Annotated in this window: 16 protein-coding genes; 5 read left to right on the top strand and 11 right to left on the bottom strand. The window is 51.1% G+C overall.

Going from position 1 to position 14,497, the window contains the following annotated elements:
• Positions 1 to 154: 154 nt before the first annotated feature.
• Positions 155 to 2,284, top strand: a complete 2,130-nt coding sequence (locus ABDW36_RS04815) for a S9 family peptidase (RefSeq protein ID WP_343700740.1) — start codon at positions 155 to 157, stop codon at positions 2,282 to 2,284.
• Positions 2,285 to 2,871: 587 nt separating this feature from the next.
• Here ABDW36_RS04815 and ABDW36_RS04810 read toward each other — a convergent pair.
• The 6 genes from ABDW36_RS04810 to ABDW36_RS04785 form a co-directional block, all read right to left on the bottom strand.
• Positions 2,872 to 3,210 (bottom strand): tRNA-binding protein, encoded by a 339-nt coding sequence (locus ABDW36_RS04810; RefSeq protein ID WP_343700739.1) that lies wholly within the window; start codon positions 3,208 to 3,210, stop codon positions 2,872 to 2,874.
• Between the two features lie 241 nt (positions 3,211 to 3,451).
• Entirely contained in the window at positions 3,452 to 4,441 is a 990-nt protein-coding gene (locus ABDW36_RS04805) for an aldo/keto reductase (protein WP_343700738.1), read from the bottom strand.
• A 188-nt stretch (positions 4,442 to 4,629) separates the two neighbouring features.
• Positions 4,630 to 5,187, bottom strand: a complete 558-nt coding sequence (lptC, locus tag ABDW36_RS04800) for an LPS export ABC transporter periplasmic protein LptC (protein ID WP_343700737.1) — start codon at positions 5,185 to 5,187, stop codon at positions 4,630 to 4,632.
• 4 nt (positions 5,188 to 5,191) lie between these two features.
• Positions 5,192 to 6,343, bottom strand: coding sequence for a hypothetical protein (locus ABDW36_RS04795; RefSeq protein WP_343700736.1), 1,152 nt, complete (start codon positions 6,341 to 6,343; stop codon positions 5,192 to 5,194).
• Between the two features lie 124 nt (positions 6,344 to 6,467).
• Positions 6,468 to 7,211 carry a type III pantothenate kinase gene (locus tag ABDW36_RS04790; protein ID WP_343700735.1) on the bottom strand — a complete coding sequence of 248 codons (744 nt, stop codon included), beginning with the start codon at positions 7,209 to 7,211 and terminating at the stop codon, positions 6,468 to 6,470.
• A 9-nt stretch (positions 7,212 to 7,220) separates the two neighbouring features.
• Positions 7,221 to 7,856: an LON peptidase substrate-binding domain-containing protein gene (locus tag ABDW36_RS04785; protein ID WP_343700734.1), complete on the bottom strand. Its 636-nt coding sequence runs from the start codon at positions 7,854 to 7,856 to the stop codon at positions 7,221 to 7,223.
• Positions 7,857 to 7,970: 114 nt separating this feature from the next.
• On the opposite strand from ABDW36_RS04785, the gene ABDW36_RS04780 reads away from it, so the two are divergent.
• A complete protein-coding gene (locus ABDW36_RS04780; protein WP_343700733.1) occupies positions 7,971 to 8,666 on the top strand; it encodes a class I SAM-dependent methyltransferase in 696 nt (231 codons plus the stop codon).
• A gap of 6 nt (positions 8,667 to 8,672) precedes the next feature.
• Positions 8,673 to 9,467 carry a glycosyltransferase family 2 protein gene (locus ABDW36_RS04775; RefSeq protein WP_343700732.1) on the top strand — a complete coding sequence of 265 codons (795 nt, stop codon included), beginning with the start codon at positions 8,673 to 8,675 and terminating at the stop codon, positions 9,465 to 9,467.
• On the opposite strand, the gene ABDW36_RS04770 is transcribed toward ABDW36_RS04775, so the two are convergent.
• Together ABDW36_RS04770 and ABDW36_RS04765 are read right to left on the bottom strand one after the other, a co-directional pair.
• Positions 9,464 to 10,243 carry a DUF707 domain-containing protein gene (locus ABDW36_RS04770; RefSeq protein WP_343700731.1) on the bottom strand — a complete coding sequence of 260 codons (780 nt, stop codon included), beginning with the start codon at positions 10,241 to 10,243 and terminating at the stop codon, positions 9,464 to 9,466. The genes ABDW36_RS04775 and ABDW36_RS04770 overlap by 4 nt on opposite strands.
• A 13-nt stretch (positions 10,244 to 10,256) precedes the next feature.
• Positions 10,257 to 11,162, bottom strand: a complete 906-nt coding sequence (locus tag ABDW36_RS04765; protein ID WP_343700730.1) for a glycosyltransferase family 2 protein — start codon at positions 11,160 to 11,162, stop codon at positions 10,257 to 10,259.
• A 15-nt stretch (positions 11,163 to 11,177) separates the two neighbouring features.
• On the opposite strand from ABDW36_RS04765, the gene meaB reads away from it, so the two are divergent.
• Together meaB and ABDW36_RS04755 are read left to right on the top strand one after the other, a co-directional pair.
• A complete protein-coding gene (gene meaB, locus ABDW36_RS04760) occupies positions 11,178 to 12,083 on the top strand; it encodes a methylmalonyl Co-A mutase-associated GTPase MeaB (RefSeq protein ID WP_343700729.1) in 906 nt (301 codons plus the stop codon).
• A 238-nt stretch (positions 12,084 to 12,321) separates the two neighbouring features.
• On the top strand, positions 12,322 to 12,945 hold the full coding sequence (locus ABDW36_RS04755) for a MarR family winged helix-turn-helix transcriptional regulator (RefSeq protein WP_343700728.1): 624 nt from the start codon (positions 12,322 to 12,324) through the stop codon (positions 12,943 to 12,945).
• Between the two features lie 2 nt (positions 12,946 to 12,947).
• Here ABDW36_RS04755 and ABDW36_RS04750 read toward each other — a convergent pair whose 3' ends face one another.
• Genes ABDW36_RS04750 through ABDW36_RS04740 form a run of 3 tightly spaced genes read right to left on the bottom strand, consistent with a single transcriptional unit; the run spans position 12,948 to position 14,477 of the window.
• Positions 12,948 to 13,163: a hypothetical protein gene (locus tag ABDW36_RS04750; RefSeq protein WP_343700727.1), complete on the bottom strand. Its 216-nt coding sequence runs from the start codon at positions 13,161 to 13,163 to the stop codon at positions 12,948 to 12,950.
• Positions 13,164 to 13,212: 49 nt separating this feature from the next.
• Positions 13,213 to 13,788, bottom strand: coding sequence for a DUF420 domain-containing protein (locus ABDW36_RS04745; protein WP_343700726.1), 576 nt, complete (start codon positions 13,786 to 13,788; stop codon positions 13,213 to 13,215).
• Positions 13,789 to 13,793: 5 nt separating this feature from the next.
• Positions 13,794 to 14,477, bottom strand: coding sequence for an SCO family protein (locus ABDW36_RS04740; RefSeq protein WP_343700725.1), 684 nt, complete (start codon positions 14,475 to 14,477; stop codon positions 13,794 to 13,796).
• Between the last annotated feature and the right edge of the window lie 20 nt (positions 14,478 to 14,497).

The raw sequence follows: 14,497 nt of genomic DNA, 5'->3' as shown, positions 1-14,497 counted from the left end.
TAACATGAGTTGCTGCCTTGCGGCTTTGGCGCCATAACCGGCCGGTTTCTGCCTGTAGCCGGTACCGCCGGTATATTTCATTGCTATATTTGATATTTGATCTTTATTTTCGTCACCGCTAATCTGCAATCAACCTGTAAAAATTATGAGAAGTATGTACAGACCAATGCCAACCTGGCTGGCGGGCATATACCTGCTGGTGGCCCTGCCGGCTTTTTCCCAGGAAAAGAAGGAACTGACCTTTGACCAGGTTTTTACCCGCCCGGTGAGCATTACGGAGCCTTTGCCCATAGTGCGCGGATGGGCAGATAAAGGGCACTATATTGAAACCCGTGCCGGTAATGCGCTTGCGGTAGATGTAAAAACAGGCAACACAACTCCCTACACGCCGCCCCCGGCCACCGGCAGAACGGTGAGCATAAAGAACAATGACGTGTATGTACAGGAGCCCAACGGAGGCGCGGAAATACGTCTTACAAGCGACAGTGCTATGGAGAAGAACCCCACCCTCTCCCCAGACGAAAAATATGTGGCCTTTACCCGCAATAACGACCTGTATGCAATAGAAGTGGCTACTAAAAAAGAGATCAGGTATACTACAGACGGCTCTGACGTAATTTACAACGGCTGGGCTTCCTGGGTGTATTACGAAGAAATCCTGGGCCGCGCGTCCCGCTACCGCGCTTTCTGGTGGAGCCCTGACAGCCGCCGGCTGGCCTTTATGCGCTTTGATGACTCCAAAGTGCCGGTATTTCCCATTTACAGTGAAGTAGGCCAGCACGGCTTTCTCGAAAATACCCGCTACCCCAAGGCCGGAGATACCAACCCGGAAGTGAAGCTGGGCATAGTGCCCGTGGCAGGCGGCAATATTACCTGGGCGGACTTTAACGAGAAAGACGACCAGTATTTCGGCCAGCCCTTCTGGACGCCAGACGGCAGTGCCCTTTGGGCGCAATGGATGCCGCGTGACCAGAACAACCTCATCATTTACGCCATCAACGCCGCCACCGGCGCTAAAAAGCCTATTTATAACGAAACACAGAAAACCTGGATAGACTGGTTCACGGATATCTACTTCCTTGACAACAACAAGGGTTTCATTGTAAAAAGCGATAAGTCCGGCTGGGACCACCTCTACCTGCACAACATGGACGGAAGCCTGAAAAAGCAGCTCACTGCCGGCAACTGGCGCGTGAAGGCCGTACTGGAGATCAACCAGCAGAAACAAACCGTTTATTTCACGGCGCGCAAAGAGGCCACCACCCGGTACGATCTTTACAAGATCAGCATCAACGGCGGCGAGCCGCAACGCCTCACCTTCGGGGAATTTTCTCATGACGTGAAGCTGGCGCCGGGAGGCGACCATTTTATTACCACCTACAGCAACCTGCGCACTCCCCCGCGTATGGCCCTGGTGAACGAAAAAGGCAAAGTAGTGCGGGAACTGGGCAATGCAAAAGGCGCCGCTTTTGACACCTACAAGCTGGCCGCTACCGAATTAAAGACCTACAAAACGCGGGACGGGCTTGAGCTGCCGCTCACCATCATCTGGCCGCTGAATATGGAGCCGGGCAAAAAATACCCCGTGCTCATCAGTATTTACGGCGGGCCGGATGCGGGTACGGTATATGATACCTGGAAGCCTAACCTGCTGCCGGCACAGTGGTACGCACAGGAAGGCCTCATACAGGTAGCTATAGATAACCGTGCTGCCGGCCACCTGGGAAAAACGGGCATGAACTACATTCACCGCCAGCTGGGCAAATACGAAATAGAAGATTATATGGACGCCACCCGCTGGCTGACCAGCCAGCCCGGCGTGGATGCCGAAAGAGTGTGCATCACCGGCGGCAGCTTTGGAGGGTATATGTCTTGCATGGCCCTTACCTACGGCGCAGACGTGTTCCCCTATGGTATGGCCAACTTTGCCGTAACAGACTGGAGCCTGTATGACAGCCACTACACAGAGCGGTTTATGGACACCCCGCAAGATAACCCGGAAGGGTACAAGATCACCTCCGTACTGACCCATGCGGCCAAATACAAGGGCCTGCTGCGTATTGTACACGGCACCATGGACGACAATGTGCATCTCCAGAACTCCATACAGCTGGTAAACAAGTTCCAGGACCTGGGCAAACACTTTGAGCTGATGCTTTACCCCGGCGAGCGCCACGGCTGGGGCGGCGCCAAAGCAACACACCTGCGGAACGAAACCTACCGGTTCGTATACGAGAACCTGCTGCGCAAACCTTTGCCGGCCGCGTTCAAAGGCTCCAACTAAAACAACAGGCAATACCAAAAGAAAAAGGTCACTCCCGCGGGAGTGACCTTTTTTAATGACTTAGGGGCAAAAAAACAGGGCTGCAAGAATACAGCCCCGAAAAATTTTAACCATATCTTTATTGAAAAACCTAGTACAAATTTCAATAATTTAGAAGTAACCTTAATCCCCAAACTAGTGAACGCTATATTTTTTCTGGTTAACGTAGCGAAAACTGCTTTAAACGATTCGTTACATGGCTGTTTTACCACCCTAAAAGGCCCTTCAAGATAACTTCACGGCCGCTTCCAGTCTGTATTATGAGGCCCGGAAAACATGTTGCAACAAGAAATATGATAATTGTTCAGATACGTGCAGATAGCAGTGTAGCGGGCGTCTGCGGAGGAGGTACAAATTAAAAAAGGCGGTAAGAATACCGCCTTTGTAATAATTTTAACCATATCCTATGAAAAACCTAAGTCAAAGATAAGGTGGTTCTCCTCCCACGCAAGCCGATTTCCGTGAACGCGCTAAAATTGTTCGTGAAGCGCCAAAATCACCTATTTTGCAGTTGTATATAGGAAATATTTAAATTATTCATTTTAATACTATGCAATCCTATGGCCGTTTTTAACTGGCCTTTCGGGCTGTAACAGCACTATTTCCTGCTCGTCCCCCACTACGCCCAGCACCAGGCATTCCGAAAAGAAATTGGCAATTTGTTTCACGGGAAAGTTGATTACGGCTACCACCTGGCGGCCCACCAGTTCTTCAGGGTTGTATAGTTTAGTGATTTGGGCAGAGGAGCGCTTAGTACCTATTTCCGGGCCAAAATCCACTTCCAGCTGGTAAGCAGGGTTACGGGCCTTTTCAAACACTTTTGCCGCCACAATAGTGCCGGCATGAATGCGGACCTTCTCAAAGTCATTCCATGTAATGGTTTCCATGCTATAAATGTTTAATAAAGGGAAATTAGCAAGTTTTGAGGGGAAATGCGGGGCAACGGGGAAAAAATTAGGGCGGTAAGAATACCGCCCTCAATATTTTTAACCATATCCTATGAAAAACCAATACAAAGATAGGCAGGTGCCGCACATCTGTAACGGTGTTTTCGTCAAAGACAGGTTTTATCTCGTAAACGTCTTGAAAATCGTACTGTTAACAGCCATTTAACCAGCAGGCCAGCGGTCAGTGCGTACGGGCCTTTGGCTTCGTTTGCATGATGGCGTCAATATCCTGCAATATGGCGTCTGTCAGCAGGGGGTATACTTCCAGCGCCTTCAGGTTTTCCTTCAGCTGCTCTTCTTTGGTGGCTCCGAGAATGGCGGTGGTCACATTCGGGTTACGGATGCACCAGGCTACCGCCAGGGTGGCCAGGCTGGTATTCAGCTGCTCCGCAACAGCCTGCAGCTTTACTACGCGGGCTACGTTTTCTTCCAGCAGATTGCGGTTTTTCAGCCACTCAAAGCCCTCCAGCCCCAGGCGGGAACCCTCGGGAATGCCTTTGTTATACTTGCCCGTAAGCAGGCCAGACGCCAGGGGACTGAAAATGGTGGTGCCGAGCCCCACGGTGCGGAAAACGTCCAGGTATTCATGCTCCATTTTTTCACGGCGGAAGAGGTTGTACTCCGGCTGCTCTACCACGGGGCCAATAAGGTTATATTGGCGGGCAATCATATGGGCTTCCATAATTTCCGCCGGGCTCCATTCGGAAGTGCCCCAATACAGGATCTTCCCCTGCTGGATAAGAATGTTCATTGTCCATACCACTTCTTCCATAGGCACGTGCTTGTCTGGCCGGTGGCAGAAAAACAGGTCCAGGTAATCTACCCCCATCCGCTGCAGGGCCTCATGGCAGGCCTCTACGAGATGCTTGCGGCTGAGACCCGTCTGGTTGGGCTTGTTCTGATCTCCCCGCCAGCCAAAATAGGCTTTGCTGGAAAGGGTATAGGAGGTCCTGTCCCAGTTCTTCTTTTTCAGTATCCGCCCCATCATCTTTTCAGACTCGCCCAGGGCGTATATTTCCGCGTTGTCAAAAAAATTGATACCGCTATCGTAAGCCAGGCCCATGAGGCGGTCAGAGAGAGAATCGTCTATCTGCTTGTGAAAAGTGACCCAACTGCCGAAAGACAGCACACTGAGCTGCAGGCCTGATTTACCAAGTCTTCTGTATTCCATGATGTGTTTGATTTGAAAGTGAGGAACCAAAAGTAAATATTCATTCTCCCAATTGGAAGCCCTGGAAAATAATACTTTGGCATGGTTGTTGAACCTACAGGACAGGAAATTTTAGGTTAAAAAATAGGTTAAAGCGCACAAGCCGGTCATATGACCGGCTTGCTGCGTTTATATAAGTACGTTAGTGATTATTCTACAAAGCTGCTGTCTGGCGCCATGAAGGAGCCATGCGCTACGTGAAACTCAGACCAGGAGAAGTCCTGGTTGGCATCAAGGCCTGTTCCGTACAGCGTATCATAAGGGGTGGAAACGCGGCAGTACTTGTCTGTGGTGAACATGGATTTTTTGGCGTCCCAGCGCAGGTCTTTACAATCCAGCCGTTTGATGTTTGCCGGGTCTTTGAGGCTTACGAACACCACGCTGTCACGCAGGTAGATATCCTTTTCACCGTCCAGGAACTTGCCGTAATTGGCGGTGAGTATGCTTGAAATAGTGAGGGAATCCGAATAGAACACCACCTTGAGGCCGCGGGGAAACTCCGTATAGGGGGGCTGGGTAGTATGCCTTTCCATGTAAGGAGAGGTGAGGATGCCTTTTACATGGGCCGTTTGGCTCATAATGGCTTCCACGTTATACGCCTGCTCAACACCCAGTTTGTCTTTATCAAAGCGGCGCACGGCGCTCATGTCGTTTTCACAACTGCAGCAAACCAGCGCTACGGCCAGGTATGTGAGGAGTTGTTTCAAGATATTAGTCGTATTTGCTCTTGATAAACCAGCGGTCACTGAGGGTGAAGCCCAGGGTGAGCCGGTAGTAGGTTTCTTTCACGAGGTTGATATCTCCGCGCTGGCCTACTTCAAATGCTGCATTGATCATGGTAAACTGGTTCATAGCCGGCATGATCCTTCTTACGGGGAAACCGGCGCCAATGGAGAAACCCATGATGTTCATATCCTTGCTGCCTACTTTCACGTAATCTTTCCCGAAGAAGCCGCCCAGGCGGTAGGCCACTTTGTTCCAGTACCCGGTAAAGGAGCTTGCATTGGGCACAAACTGGCCGCCTACGCTCACCCTCCAGCTATCCTGGGTAGAGTCAGGATCTCCAAAGCTGCGGAAGTTGCTGTACTTGGAGGTGGTAAAGTCTGCTCCGAAGCTGAACTTATCGGTTTTGGTGAGCATGATGCCTGCGCCTATGGTTTGCGGGTAAACAATATCACCGTTGGTGCCTCTTTCGTACAGCACCGTGTCTTGCGTGTCATATTCAGCGGAAGAAGGGTCGTAATACAGTGTTTCACGCATTCTTTCCCGGCGGGCGTTGAGCTTTTGCTCAAGGCTGCCGCTTACGCCCAGTGACAGCTCAAGGTCTTTGCCCAGGCTGATGGACTGCTGCAGGCCTACGGAGTAAAAGAAGCTGCTGTAGCTGATACGGCGGCTGTGTTTGCTGGGCAGAATGCTGGAGGTGGTGGGGTACAGCTCTTTAGTGCTGTGCTGAACGTTGCCGAAAAGGTAACCGATGTTGGCGCCTATGCTGAAGCCGCCAAAACCGATACCGGTGCCCACGTAGGCCTGGTAGGTACCGCCGCTGCCCTCATACTGGTGTACCACGGGCACTTTCAGCGTATCGAAATAAATTTTTTCTTCAGATTCCGCAATGTTGTAGCCCACCTTTGTCATGGGGCGCAAACCGATGTTCAGGCCCCATTTTTTGCCCAAAGGCATGCCCAGCTGCAGGTAGCTTAATGTGCCAAAACCGGCGCGGGAGCTGATATCCGTCCCTGCCAGCCGGCGTACGCCGCCATTGAGGCCCACATCGAATGTAACCAGTTGCAGGTTGGAATAGCTGGCCGGGTTCAGAAAGTTGATGGACTGAGCGTCTGAATAGGCTTGGGCAACCCCTCCCATACCCAGGTTAACAGCATTTTCGGAACGCGAAAGCTCGCCTAAACCAAAGCGAGAGTACGGAGAATTATCCTGGGCTGCAGCATTTTTTGCCGATAGCACAATAACGCCTAACAGGCAAAAGAAGCTAGCTTTTGTCCAATACATTGAGTTCTGCAATTGAGTTTAAACCTTTATACATTAAATATGGGCTTGCAAATATCTTATTTTTAAGGCGGGAAGCAAAAAAAACCAAATTCCCCCCTGTTAAAAGCACGTTAAAGTTCCTGTAGCGGCGGGTATACGCCGCTATCATGCCTTCCACTTCCGCCAACGCGCCTTCCTGTACGCCGCTCAGTATGCTCTGGCGGGTGTTGTAGCCTATAAAAGCGTATTGGGAGGAGGGCTCCACCAGGGGCAGCTTGTCCGTAAAAGTATGCAACGCCCTGAAACGCATGTCTATACCAGGGCTGATGCCTCCGCCCATGAACTGGCCGGACTTATGCAAAAAATTGTACGTAATGGCGGAACCGGTGCCTATGATGAGGCTGTGCCGGCCGGGAAACTGGCGCCAGGCCCCCGCGGCCAGGGCAATACGGTCTACCCCCAGTGTTTCCGGCTTTTCATAGGCCAGGCTAATGGGCAGCGGGGTGGTATGGTGCAGCCTGGTAAAGGACGTATGTGCGGCCAGCAGGGTTTCCAGTTCCGGCGGGTGGTCTACCACAGAAGATAAAATGGACGCCGAGGGCCGGAATTGTTCCAGCGCATTGCGCACTTCTTCCAGTAACGTGGTTGCTGAAAAAAACAGCTCCTCCTGCAGCTCCCCATCCCGCATAACACCGCATTTCAGGCGGGAGTTACCCAGGTCCAGGCAAAAAATCGGGCCTATCATGGCGCCAAGTTAAAAATTATCCACGGATAAATTCCTGAAGTGGCCGTTGAGCTTCACGCGGTCTTTCAGCCGCTCCATTTCCATCATCATGGGAATCACTTTGTTGAGGTGGCGCTTCAGGTATTCCAGGCGCTGCAGCTCCTGGAAGAGGTGGAGCAGCTCATATTCCTCCTGCAGGGAGAGGCCCGCGTGGTGAGCTATGTCATAGGCGTGCAGCTGCTCGTCTGCCCGGGGAAAAGATTTGCTGACCTGCAATATCTGGTGCAGCTCCCTCACGGCCGTAAGCACCTGCTTCTGCAGGTTGCGGTTGGTACGCTGATGGTTTTCAGGGTAGTTCACAATTGCGCCCGCATACAGCTTGTCAGGCACTTCCCGGATAATTTCCAGGATGCGGAACACCTTGAGCCCCTTCGTTTTGATATCCATTTCCCCGTTGTCGTACCGTTTCTCCACATCCGTTATTTCCACCAGCGTGCCAAATTCATTCACTTTTTTGTCAATGACGGCGGGAATGCCAAAGGGTTTGTTGTTCTGGATACATTCGGAAACCAGCTGCTTGTACCGCGGCTCAAATATGTGGAGGTTCAATTGCTCACCAGGGTAAACAACTATGCCCAGCGGAAATATGGGTATGAAATTGGTCATGATACCTGTAACAATACAATGAAAATACACGTCTAAACTAAAGATTTTATATATATCTTGCCCGAGAATTTTAAGCAGCCTGGCCAAAAAAACTACAACTACAACAACTGTTACATGGATATCAACCGCCGGTTCGTTATTGAACAGCTTATACGGAAAATCAATGCCCATACCTATCTGGAAATCGGAGTATTCAAGGGCTACAATTTTTTCCCTATCAGGGCGCCCCGCAAAATTGCCGTAGATCCCTATTTCAAAATGAAATGGTACAAAAAGGCCTGGATGCATATCAGGCGGCCTGCCAATATCTGGGAAAGCCGTTTTTTTGAAAAGGAAAGCGACCTTTTTTTCAGTGAGAACGCCGGGAAGATGTTTGCGGAAAAATCGTTGCAGGTAAGCCTTGTAGACGGCATGCACGAGTATGGCTATGCCCTCCGCGATGTGGAGAACTGCCTGCAGTACCTGGAAGAGGGCGGCGTGATCGTGATGCATGACTGCAACCCCGTAACCCGGCAGCATGCAGCCACTTTTGAAGAATGGAAGGCGGCAAAATTCATTGGCAAATGGAACGGGGACGTGTGGAAATCAATTGTTCATCTGCGCAGCATCCGGGATGATATCAATGTATTTGTGCTGGATTGCGACGAAGGGCTGGGCATTGTTACCAAAGGGAAACCGGAGAACAAACTCTCCTATTCCCCGGAGCAGATCCGGAACATGGGGTATGATGAGCTGGAGCGCAACCGCGAAACTTTGCTCAACCTCAAGCCGGCGAATTATTTTTTTGATTATTTTAATATTCCGAATTAAGGACACATGCAGGTATCTCTCAGCATATCTACCTACAACTGGCCGGCCGCCCTGGAGGTTTGCCTGCTGAGCGTGCTCGGGCAAACGGTACTGCCGGCAGAAGTGCTGGTAGCAGACGATGGCTCCGGCACGGCCACCCGTGATCTGATCCTGTCTTACCAGCAACGGTTTCCCGTACCGCTGAAACACATCTGGCAGGCAGATGAGGGCTTCCGCCTGGCCGGCATCCGCAACAAGGCCATACTGGCGGCCACGCAGCCTTATATTGTTCAGATAGACGGAGACGTGATATTGCACCCGCAGTTTGTGGAAGACCATATCCGCTTTGCACGGCCAGGCTGTTTTGCTACCGGCAGCCGTGTACTGATGGGAGAAGCCCTGTCTAAAGAAGTGTTGACCACCAAAAACATCAACGCCACCCTGCTGCGCAAGAACAGCAAAAACTTTTTCAACAGCCTGCACATGCCGTGGATATCAGGTTTTCTGGCCCACCGTTATAAAAAAGATCCCTTTGATGTGAAGGGCTGTAATATGGCCTTCTGGAAGACCGACCTGGAAAAAGTAAACGGTTATAATGAAGTGTTCACCGGCTGGGGAAGGGAAGACAGCGAACTGGCCATCCGCCTGGTAAATGCCGGCGTTCGTAAACGTTTCCTCAAAGGCGGCGGCATCATGTACCACATTCACCACCGGGAAGCCTCCCGGGGCCGGGAAGCGGAAAATGACCGTCTGCTGGCCCAGACCCGGCTTGAAAGAAGAACGTTCGTAGAAGAAGGGCTCTCCCGCCACATTGCTCACTAAGCTTTACAATTGGCAGCGTATTGCCGGTACCGCCGGTAGCTTTTCCACTGTTGCCACCAGCTGTTTTCGGGCAGCGCCATGCTATGGATCTGCTGGTCTGTGATATGGTAGTCGTTGAATATCCTGTCACGCTCTGCAAATACAGGCTCCTCTACTTTTTTATACAGCTCGCCCCTGCCCACGGGCTTGGAGTGGTAAACAGGCTGCGTATCAAAAACAGCAATGCTTTTATTGCCGGCGGCCTTGCGTATTATTTCCCCCCACAACAGGTCTATGCCATAACCGGAGCGCGTCAGCTTGAAAGTGTGCAGCAATTGCCTGATGGCTTCACTGGTCATCATAGGGCACATCAGCTCCACCGTGTTCATATACCGGATGCCCGATAAACGTTTTTGCAGCAAGGCTTTCCAGCTTTTGAAAGAATTACGGGTGAGAGCGGGCTGGGCCAGTTCCACATCAGCCTTCTCAAAGAAATAGAACAGGCAGTTGATCTTTTCCTTGTCCATCACAATATCATCATCAGGAAAAAAGAAACGGTCATAGCCATTCAGTAATTCCGGCTGCTGGTCAAACAGGTCTTTGATCATCCACCACTTGAAATCTTTCAGGTGGCTTACGCGAAAAGCTGCGGACGGCTGCAGCAGTTCCGGTTGTGTGATCTGCGGATGATAGTACAGGAGCAGTACTTCAAAATGCCGGTTGGCGGCATCCGTTATCCATCCGCTTAACGGAGACTGGTTGCCGAAGGGCATGATCAGCAAATTTCTGGAAGACATATGGTGGATCAGTCTATTTCAATAGTTTATAATTCCTGTAGTCAAACAGGCGCTTGCCGGTTTTCTGTTCTATCCAGTACAGCACCCTGCGCTTCAGGCCTTTGAAATTCTTCCTGCTCACATCGTATTCGAACTGCCAGTTCTTCCGGGCAATACGCTCCTGCATAACCGCAGGGTGCTTACCGGTAAACCGCCGCAGTGAGTCAATGCCGGAATAGTCAAATGCATCTTTGAGGCCATGGCGCTCAATAGCTTTTTCTTCGTCTTTTCCAAAATAGAGGGAAATAGAGTTTTTCAGTTTCTGCGCCTGCTCTTTCGGGTGCTTCACCCAGCCGTAGTGATGCATCCAGGCCGCTACCGGTTTTACATGCAGCTTCTCCCCGTTCAGGCGGAAGCCCTGCGCATCGCGGTAGGAGCGGATCTGTTTATTGTTGCGGATAATACGTACTTCCTTGTTGTACCAGGTACGGGAATCTCCCAGGTAGTCATAGCTGCCGTAAAAGTGGCGGTAATTGAACAGCAGGCCTTCTACCCGCAGATCATCCTTGTAGCGCTCCATGGCCGCGCGAATGGCGGGGTAATCATCTTCATGCACTACTTCATCTCCCTGTATATAAAACGCCCAGGTACTGTCTTCGCTCACGTGGTCAAACGCCTTGTCTGTTTCAACGGCCAGTATGCGGCCGCCTTCTTTCAGGGAATCGTCCCAGGTGGAATGTACAATGCGCAGCTTAGGTGAGCCGATTGACCTGATCAGTTCCAGCGTACCATCGTCCGAATCTCCTACGCTTACCACCACTTCGTCACACAGCGGCAAAATGGAGCGGATGGCTTCCACCACGGGGTAATCGTACTTTACGGCGTTGCGAACAAAAGTAAATCCGGACACTTTCATGGCTGCAAAGATGTGGAAAATCATTGATACATTTGTTTTATGTATCAGCAATTACTCACTCGTTTAGGGGAGGGCGATGTACGGGCGCTGGCGCGCTGCATCTCGCTGGTGGAAAACGAAGCACCGGGCTACACCGCTTTGCTGGAGGCCTTGCCGCCAGGCGCACATACGCAGGTGGTGGGCATTACCGGTCCTCCCGGCGCGGGTAAAAGCACGCTGGTAAATGCGCTCATCACGGCATTGACGGCGGAGGGAAAAAAAGTGGCCATCATAGCGGTTGACCCTTCCAGCCCTTTTAATTTCGGGGCTTTGCTGGGAGACCGCATCCGCATGAGCACCCATTTTTCAGACCCGAACGTGTTCATCCGCTCCATGGCCAGCCGCGGGGCGCTTGGAGGGCTCAGCCCAAAAATACTGGAGGTGAGCGACCTGGTGAAAGCAGCCGGGTTCGATTATCTTTTTATTGAAACCGTAGGCGTAGGCCAGAGCGAAGTGGAAATAGCCGGCGTGGCAGACACCACCGTAGTAGTGGTGGTTCCGGAGGCAGGAGACGAGATACAGACCATGAAAGCGGGACTGATGGAGATTGCCAATATTTTTGCGGTGAACAAGGCGGACCGTCCTGACGCAAACGAGTTTGTAAAGAACCTGCGCCTGCTGGCCCACACCAAACGCACGGCAGACTGGGAAACACCGGTGATCAAAACCGTAGCCACCACCGCAGAGGGCATTCCTGAGCTGCTGGCCGCGCTGGATGCGCACCGCGCGCAGGTACATGGCAACCGGGAAAGAAAAGCCCTGCTGCTGGCAGAAAAAGCCTATCAGCTCATACAACACCGCCGCATGCAGCAGGTAGACAAACAGGCGCTCTTCAACGAAGTACGGGCCTTGCTGGACCATCCGCAATTCAACCTGTACCGTATTGTGCATCAATATGCAGGCTAAGCCGCTGCAAAAAAGCGGCAGTGAAATTTTACAGCTCTCCGGGCCATTTCATACAACAGGCTTATCTTTGTTATGGCCGTTTGCACCATCGACATCAACCAGGCACAATTTTGTTTGATTTACATCGTTTTAAAGGCGGTTTTTCAAACAACATGAACGTGCTATTCGAACACTACTGAATTTTCGTATTTTTAGGATCTTTTCGGGCACCGCAGCAACCCGTTACATAAAATTAAACATGGCAAAGGAATCCACCTTTAACCCTGAACACCAGGCAAGCAATACCTCAAGCAAAGTGGTAGCGGCACTGGAAAGGCTGTCAGAAGCATTTCGCGTGTTGCTCTGGCAGGAGGCCAAACAACATGGTATCAGCCCTATACAGGTGCAGATACTCACTTACCTGCTGCATTATCCTGACAGGTTTAAGACCGTTACGCACCTGGCCTCGCATTTCAACATGACCAAGGCTACCATCAGTGATGCCATCAAGTCTGTAGAATCAAAAGGATTTTTGAAGCGGAAAGAAGATATTAAAGACAGCCGCAGCCACACCCTCATTCTTACCAGGGAGGGAAAGCTGATTGCCCGTAAAATAGAAGATTTTGCCAACCCCATTCAGCACTCCGTTAATACTATAACGGCCGAGAAGCAGGCGGGCCTGCTGGAGCAGCTGCTGAACATGATACAAGACCTGAACCGCAACCTGGTAATTACCCCGCAGCGGATGTGCCTCAACTGCCGGTTCTATGAAAAGAAAGGCAAATTGCACTATTGCAACCTGGTTAAAGCTTTCCTGAAAGCGGGAGACCTGCGGGTAGACTGCCCTGAATTCACCATGCCGGTGGCGGGCTTAAGTATTTGAGTTTATTGCGCTTTCTGGCTTCTCCACCAGCGGTAGCCTAAGAAAGCAATGAGGGCCAACGGCGTAAATGCCAGCATGAGAATGCCGTTGTTAAGGCCTTTGGCGGGCCCTTCGCCCAGTTGCTGGGCCGTTTTGGTGCAGAGAGAACATTGCGCCAGCAATTCACTGCAGGGCAGCAGCAGCGCCAATATGGTCAATATAAAAAACAGCTTTTTCACTGTACGAAGTTAAGGCATTTTTGAAGAGCCGCGCCTGATTTGCGTCAGCTTATCCGTAATACGGCTGTATCATGATGTAGACTATTACGCCGGTAACAGCCACATAAAACCAGATGGGCCAGGTAATGCGCGCAATTTTGCGGTGGCGGGCATTATCTGCCTGGAACGCGCGCAGCAGCGTGAAAAGCACCAGCGGCACTATGATCACGGCCAGCACAATATGGGTAAGCAGGAAAAAGAAATACAGGTACCGGATGTTGCCTGCCGCGGCTATCTCCATAGCATCCACCACCTGGTCATGATTGATGTCCCCAAACTTGGTGCTCTCCGTAAGAAAGTGATAGGTAACGTAAGACAGGAGGAAGCATACGGAAAGGACCACTGCCGTCAGGTTGGCCCATTTGTGGGCGGTGGCATGACCGTTCTTGATGAAATAGAGGCTGGCCAGCAGCAGCACGGCAGTGGCAGAGTTGAGCAGGGCATGAAAAAAGGGCATTACCCTTACGTCAAAACCGGTTTCAATATCAGGCTTGGGCAGTACAAAGAGCACGGCCACCACTACAGGTATAACGATGGAAATGATCGCTATGGGCAGGTTCAGGTTTTTGTTTTTCAGGTTACTCATGTTCACTATTGTTTGGAAGAAAACAGGCGCTTCAGCAGGCCGGGTTTCTTCTTGTCTTTGGCAATATGCAGCACGGCAATGTCATTCACCATGCGGCTGATATCATTGGTGTCAAGCCCGTTGTAATAGCCGCGGATGTAGCGGTCTTTATCTATCACTACGAACTTTTCCGTGTGAATAAAATCGTCCGGGCCACCGTCTCCCTCTACCGCATTCACAAAAAATTCATGGCGGGCCAGGTCATATATCTCTTTTTTATCCCCGGTGAGCAGCCACCAGTTTTTAGGGTCAATATTATTCTTGTCCGCATACCGTTTGAGCGTTTGCACCGTATCGCGCACAGGGTCTACCGTAATGGAGATGATCTGTATGAGCGTATCGTTCTTTTCATATGCATCCTGCACCCGCTTGAGGTGCCGGGTAAGGGTAGGGCAAATGGTGGGGCAGCTGGTAAAGAAAAAGTCTACTACCAATATCCTGCCCTTGGCGTCGCTGAGGCGAACGGCTTCTCCCAGCTGGTTGGTAAGCGTAAAATCTTTCACCTGGTGATACACGGTATCATAGGTGGTTTTTCCATCCTTCACAATGGTGTCTACCCTTTCCGCAATGAGATAGGGCGGTATATGCACCACGTTCTTGCCGTAGTGGTCCACGATCAGGTAGCCCGCCATGGGTACCAGTATGGCCAATGCAACTCCTAATAATGCTT

The organism is Chitinophaga sp., from assembly GCF_039596455.1.
Lineage (GTDB): Bacteria > Bacteroidota > Bacteroidia > Chitinophagales > Chitinophagaceae > Chitinophaga.
This window is presented reverse-complemented; position numbering and strand designations above follow the sequence as displayed.

Bases quoted from the DNA above. Each gene is read 5' to 3' on its own strand.
- ABDW36_RS04815 (WP_343700740.1), top strand. From the start codon at position 155: ATGTACAGACCAATGCCAACCTGGCTGGCGGGCATATACCTGCTGGTG.
- ABDW36_RS04810 (WP_343700739.1), bottom strand. From the start codon at position 3,210: ATGGAAACCATTACATGGAATGACTTTGAGAAGGTCCGCATTCATGCC.
- ABDW36_RS04805 (WP_343700738.1), bottom strand. From the start codon at position 4,441: ATGGAATACAGAAGACTTGGTAAATCAGGCCTGCAGCTCAGTGTGCTG.
- ABDW36_RS04795 (WP_343700736.1), bottom strand. From the start codon at position 6,343: ATGGGAGGGGTTGCCCAAGCCTATTCAGACGCTCAGTCCATCAACTTT.
- ABDW36_RS04790 (WP_343700735.1), bottom strand. From the start codon at position 7,211: ATGATAGGCCCGATTTTTTGCCTGGACCTGGGTAACTCCCGCCTGAAA.
- ABDW36_RS04785 (WP_343700734.1), bottom strand. From the start codon at position 7,856: ATGACCAATTTCATACCCATATTTCCGCTGGGCATAGTTGTTTACCCT.
- ABDW36_RS04780 (WP_343700733.1), top strand. From the start codon at position 7,971: ATGGATATCAACCGCCGGTTCGTTATTGAACAGCTTATACGGAAAATC.
- ABDW36_RS04775 (WP_343700732.1), top strand. From the start codon at position 8,673: ATGCAGGTATCTCTCAGCATATCTACCTACAACTGGCCGGCCGCCCTG.
- ABDW36_RS04770 (WP_343700731.1), bottom strand. From the start codon at position 10,243: ATGTCTTCCAGAAATTTGCTGATCATGCCCTTCGGCAACCAGTCTCCG.
- ABDW36_RS04765 (WP_343700730.1), bottom strand. From the start codon at position 11,162: ATGATTTTCCACATCTTTGCAGCCATGAAAGTGTCCGGATTTACTTTT.
- meaB (WP_343700729.1), top strand. From the start codon at position 11,178: ATGTATCAGCAATTACTCACTCGTTTAGGGGAGGGCGATGTACGGGCG.
- ABDW36_RS04755 (WP_343700728.1), top strand. From the start codon at position 12,322: ATGGCAAAGGAATCCACCTTTAACCCTGAACACCAGGCAAGCAATACC.
- ABDW36_RS04745 (WP_343700726.1), bottom strand. From the start codon at position 13,788: ATGAGTAACCTGAAAAACAAAAACCTGAACCTGCCCATAGCGATCATT.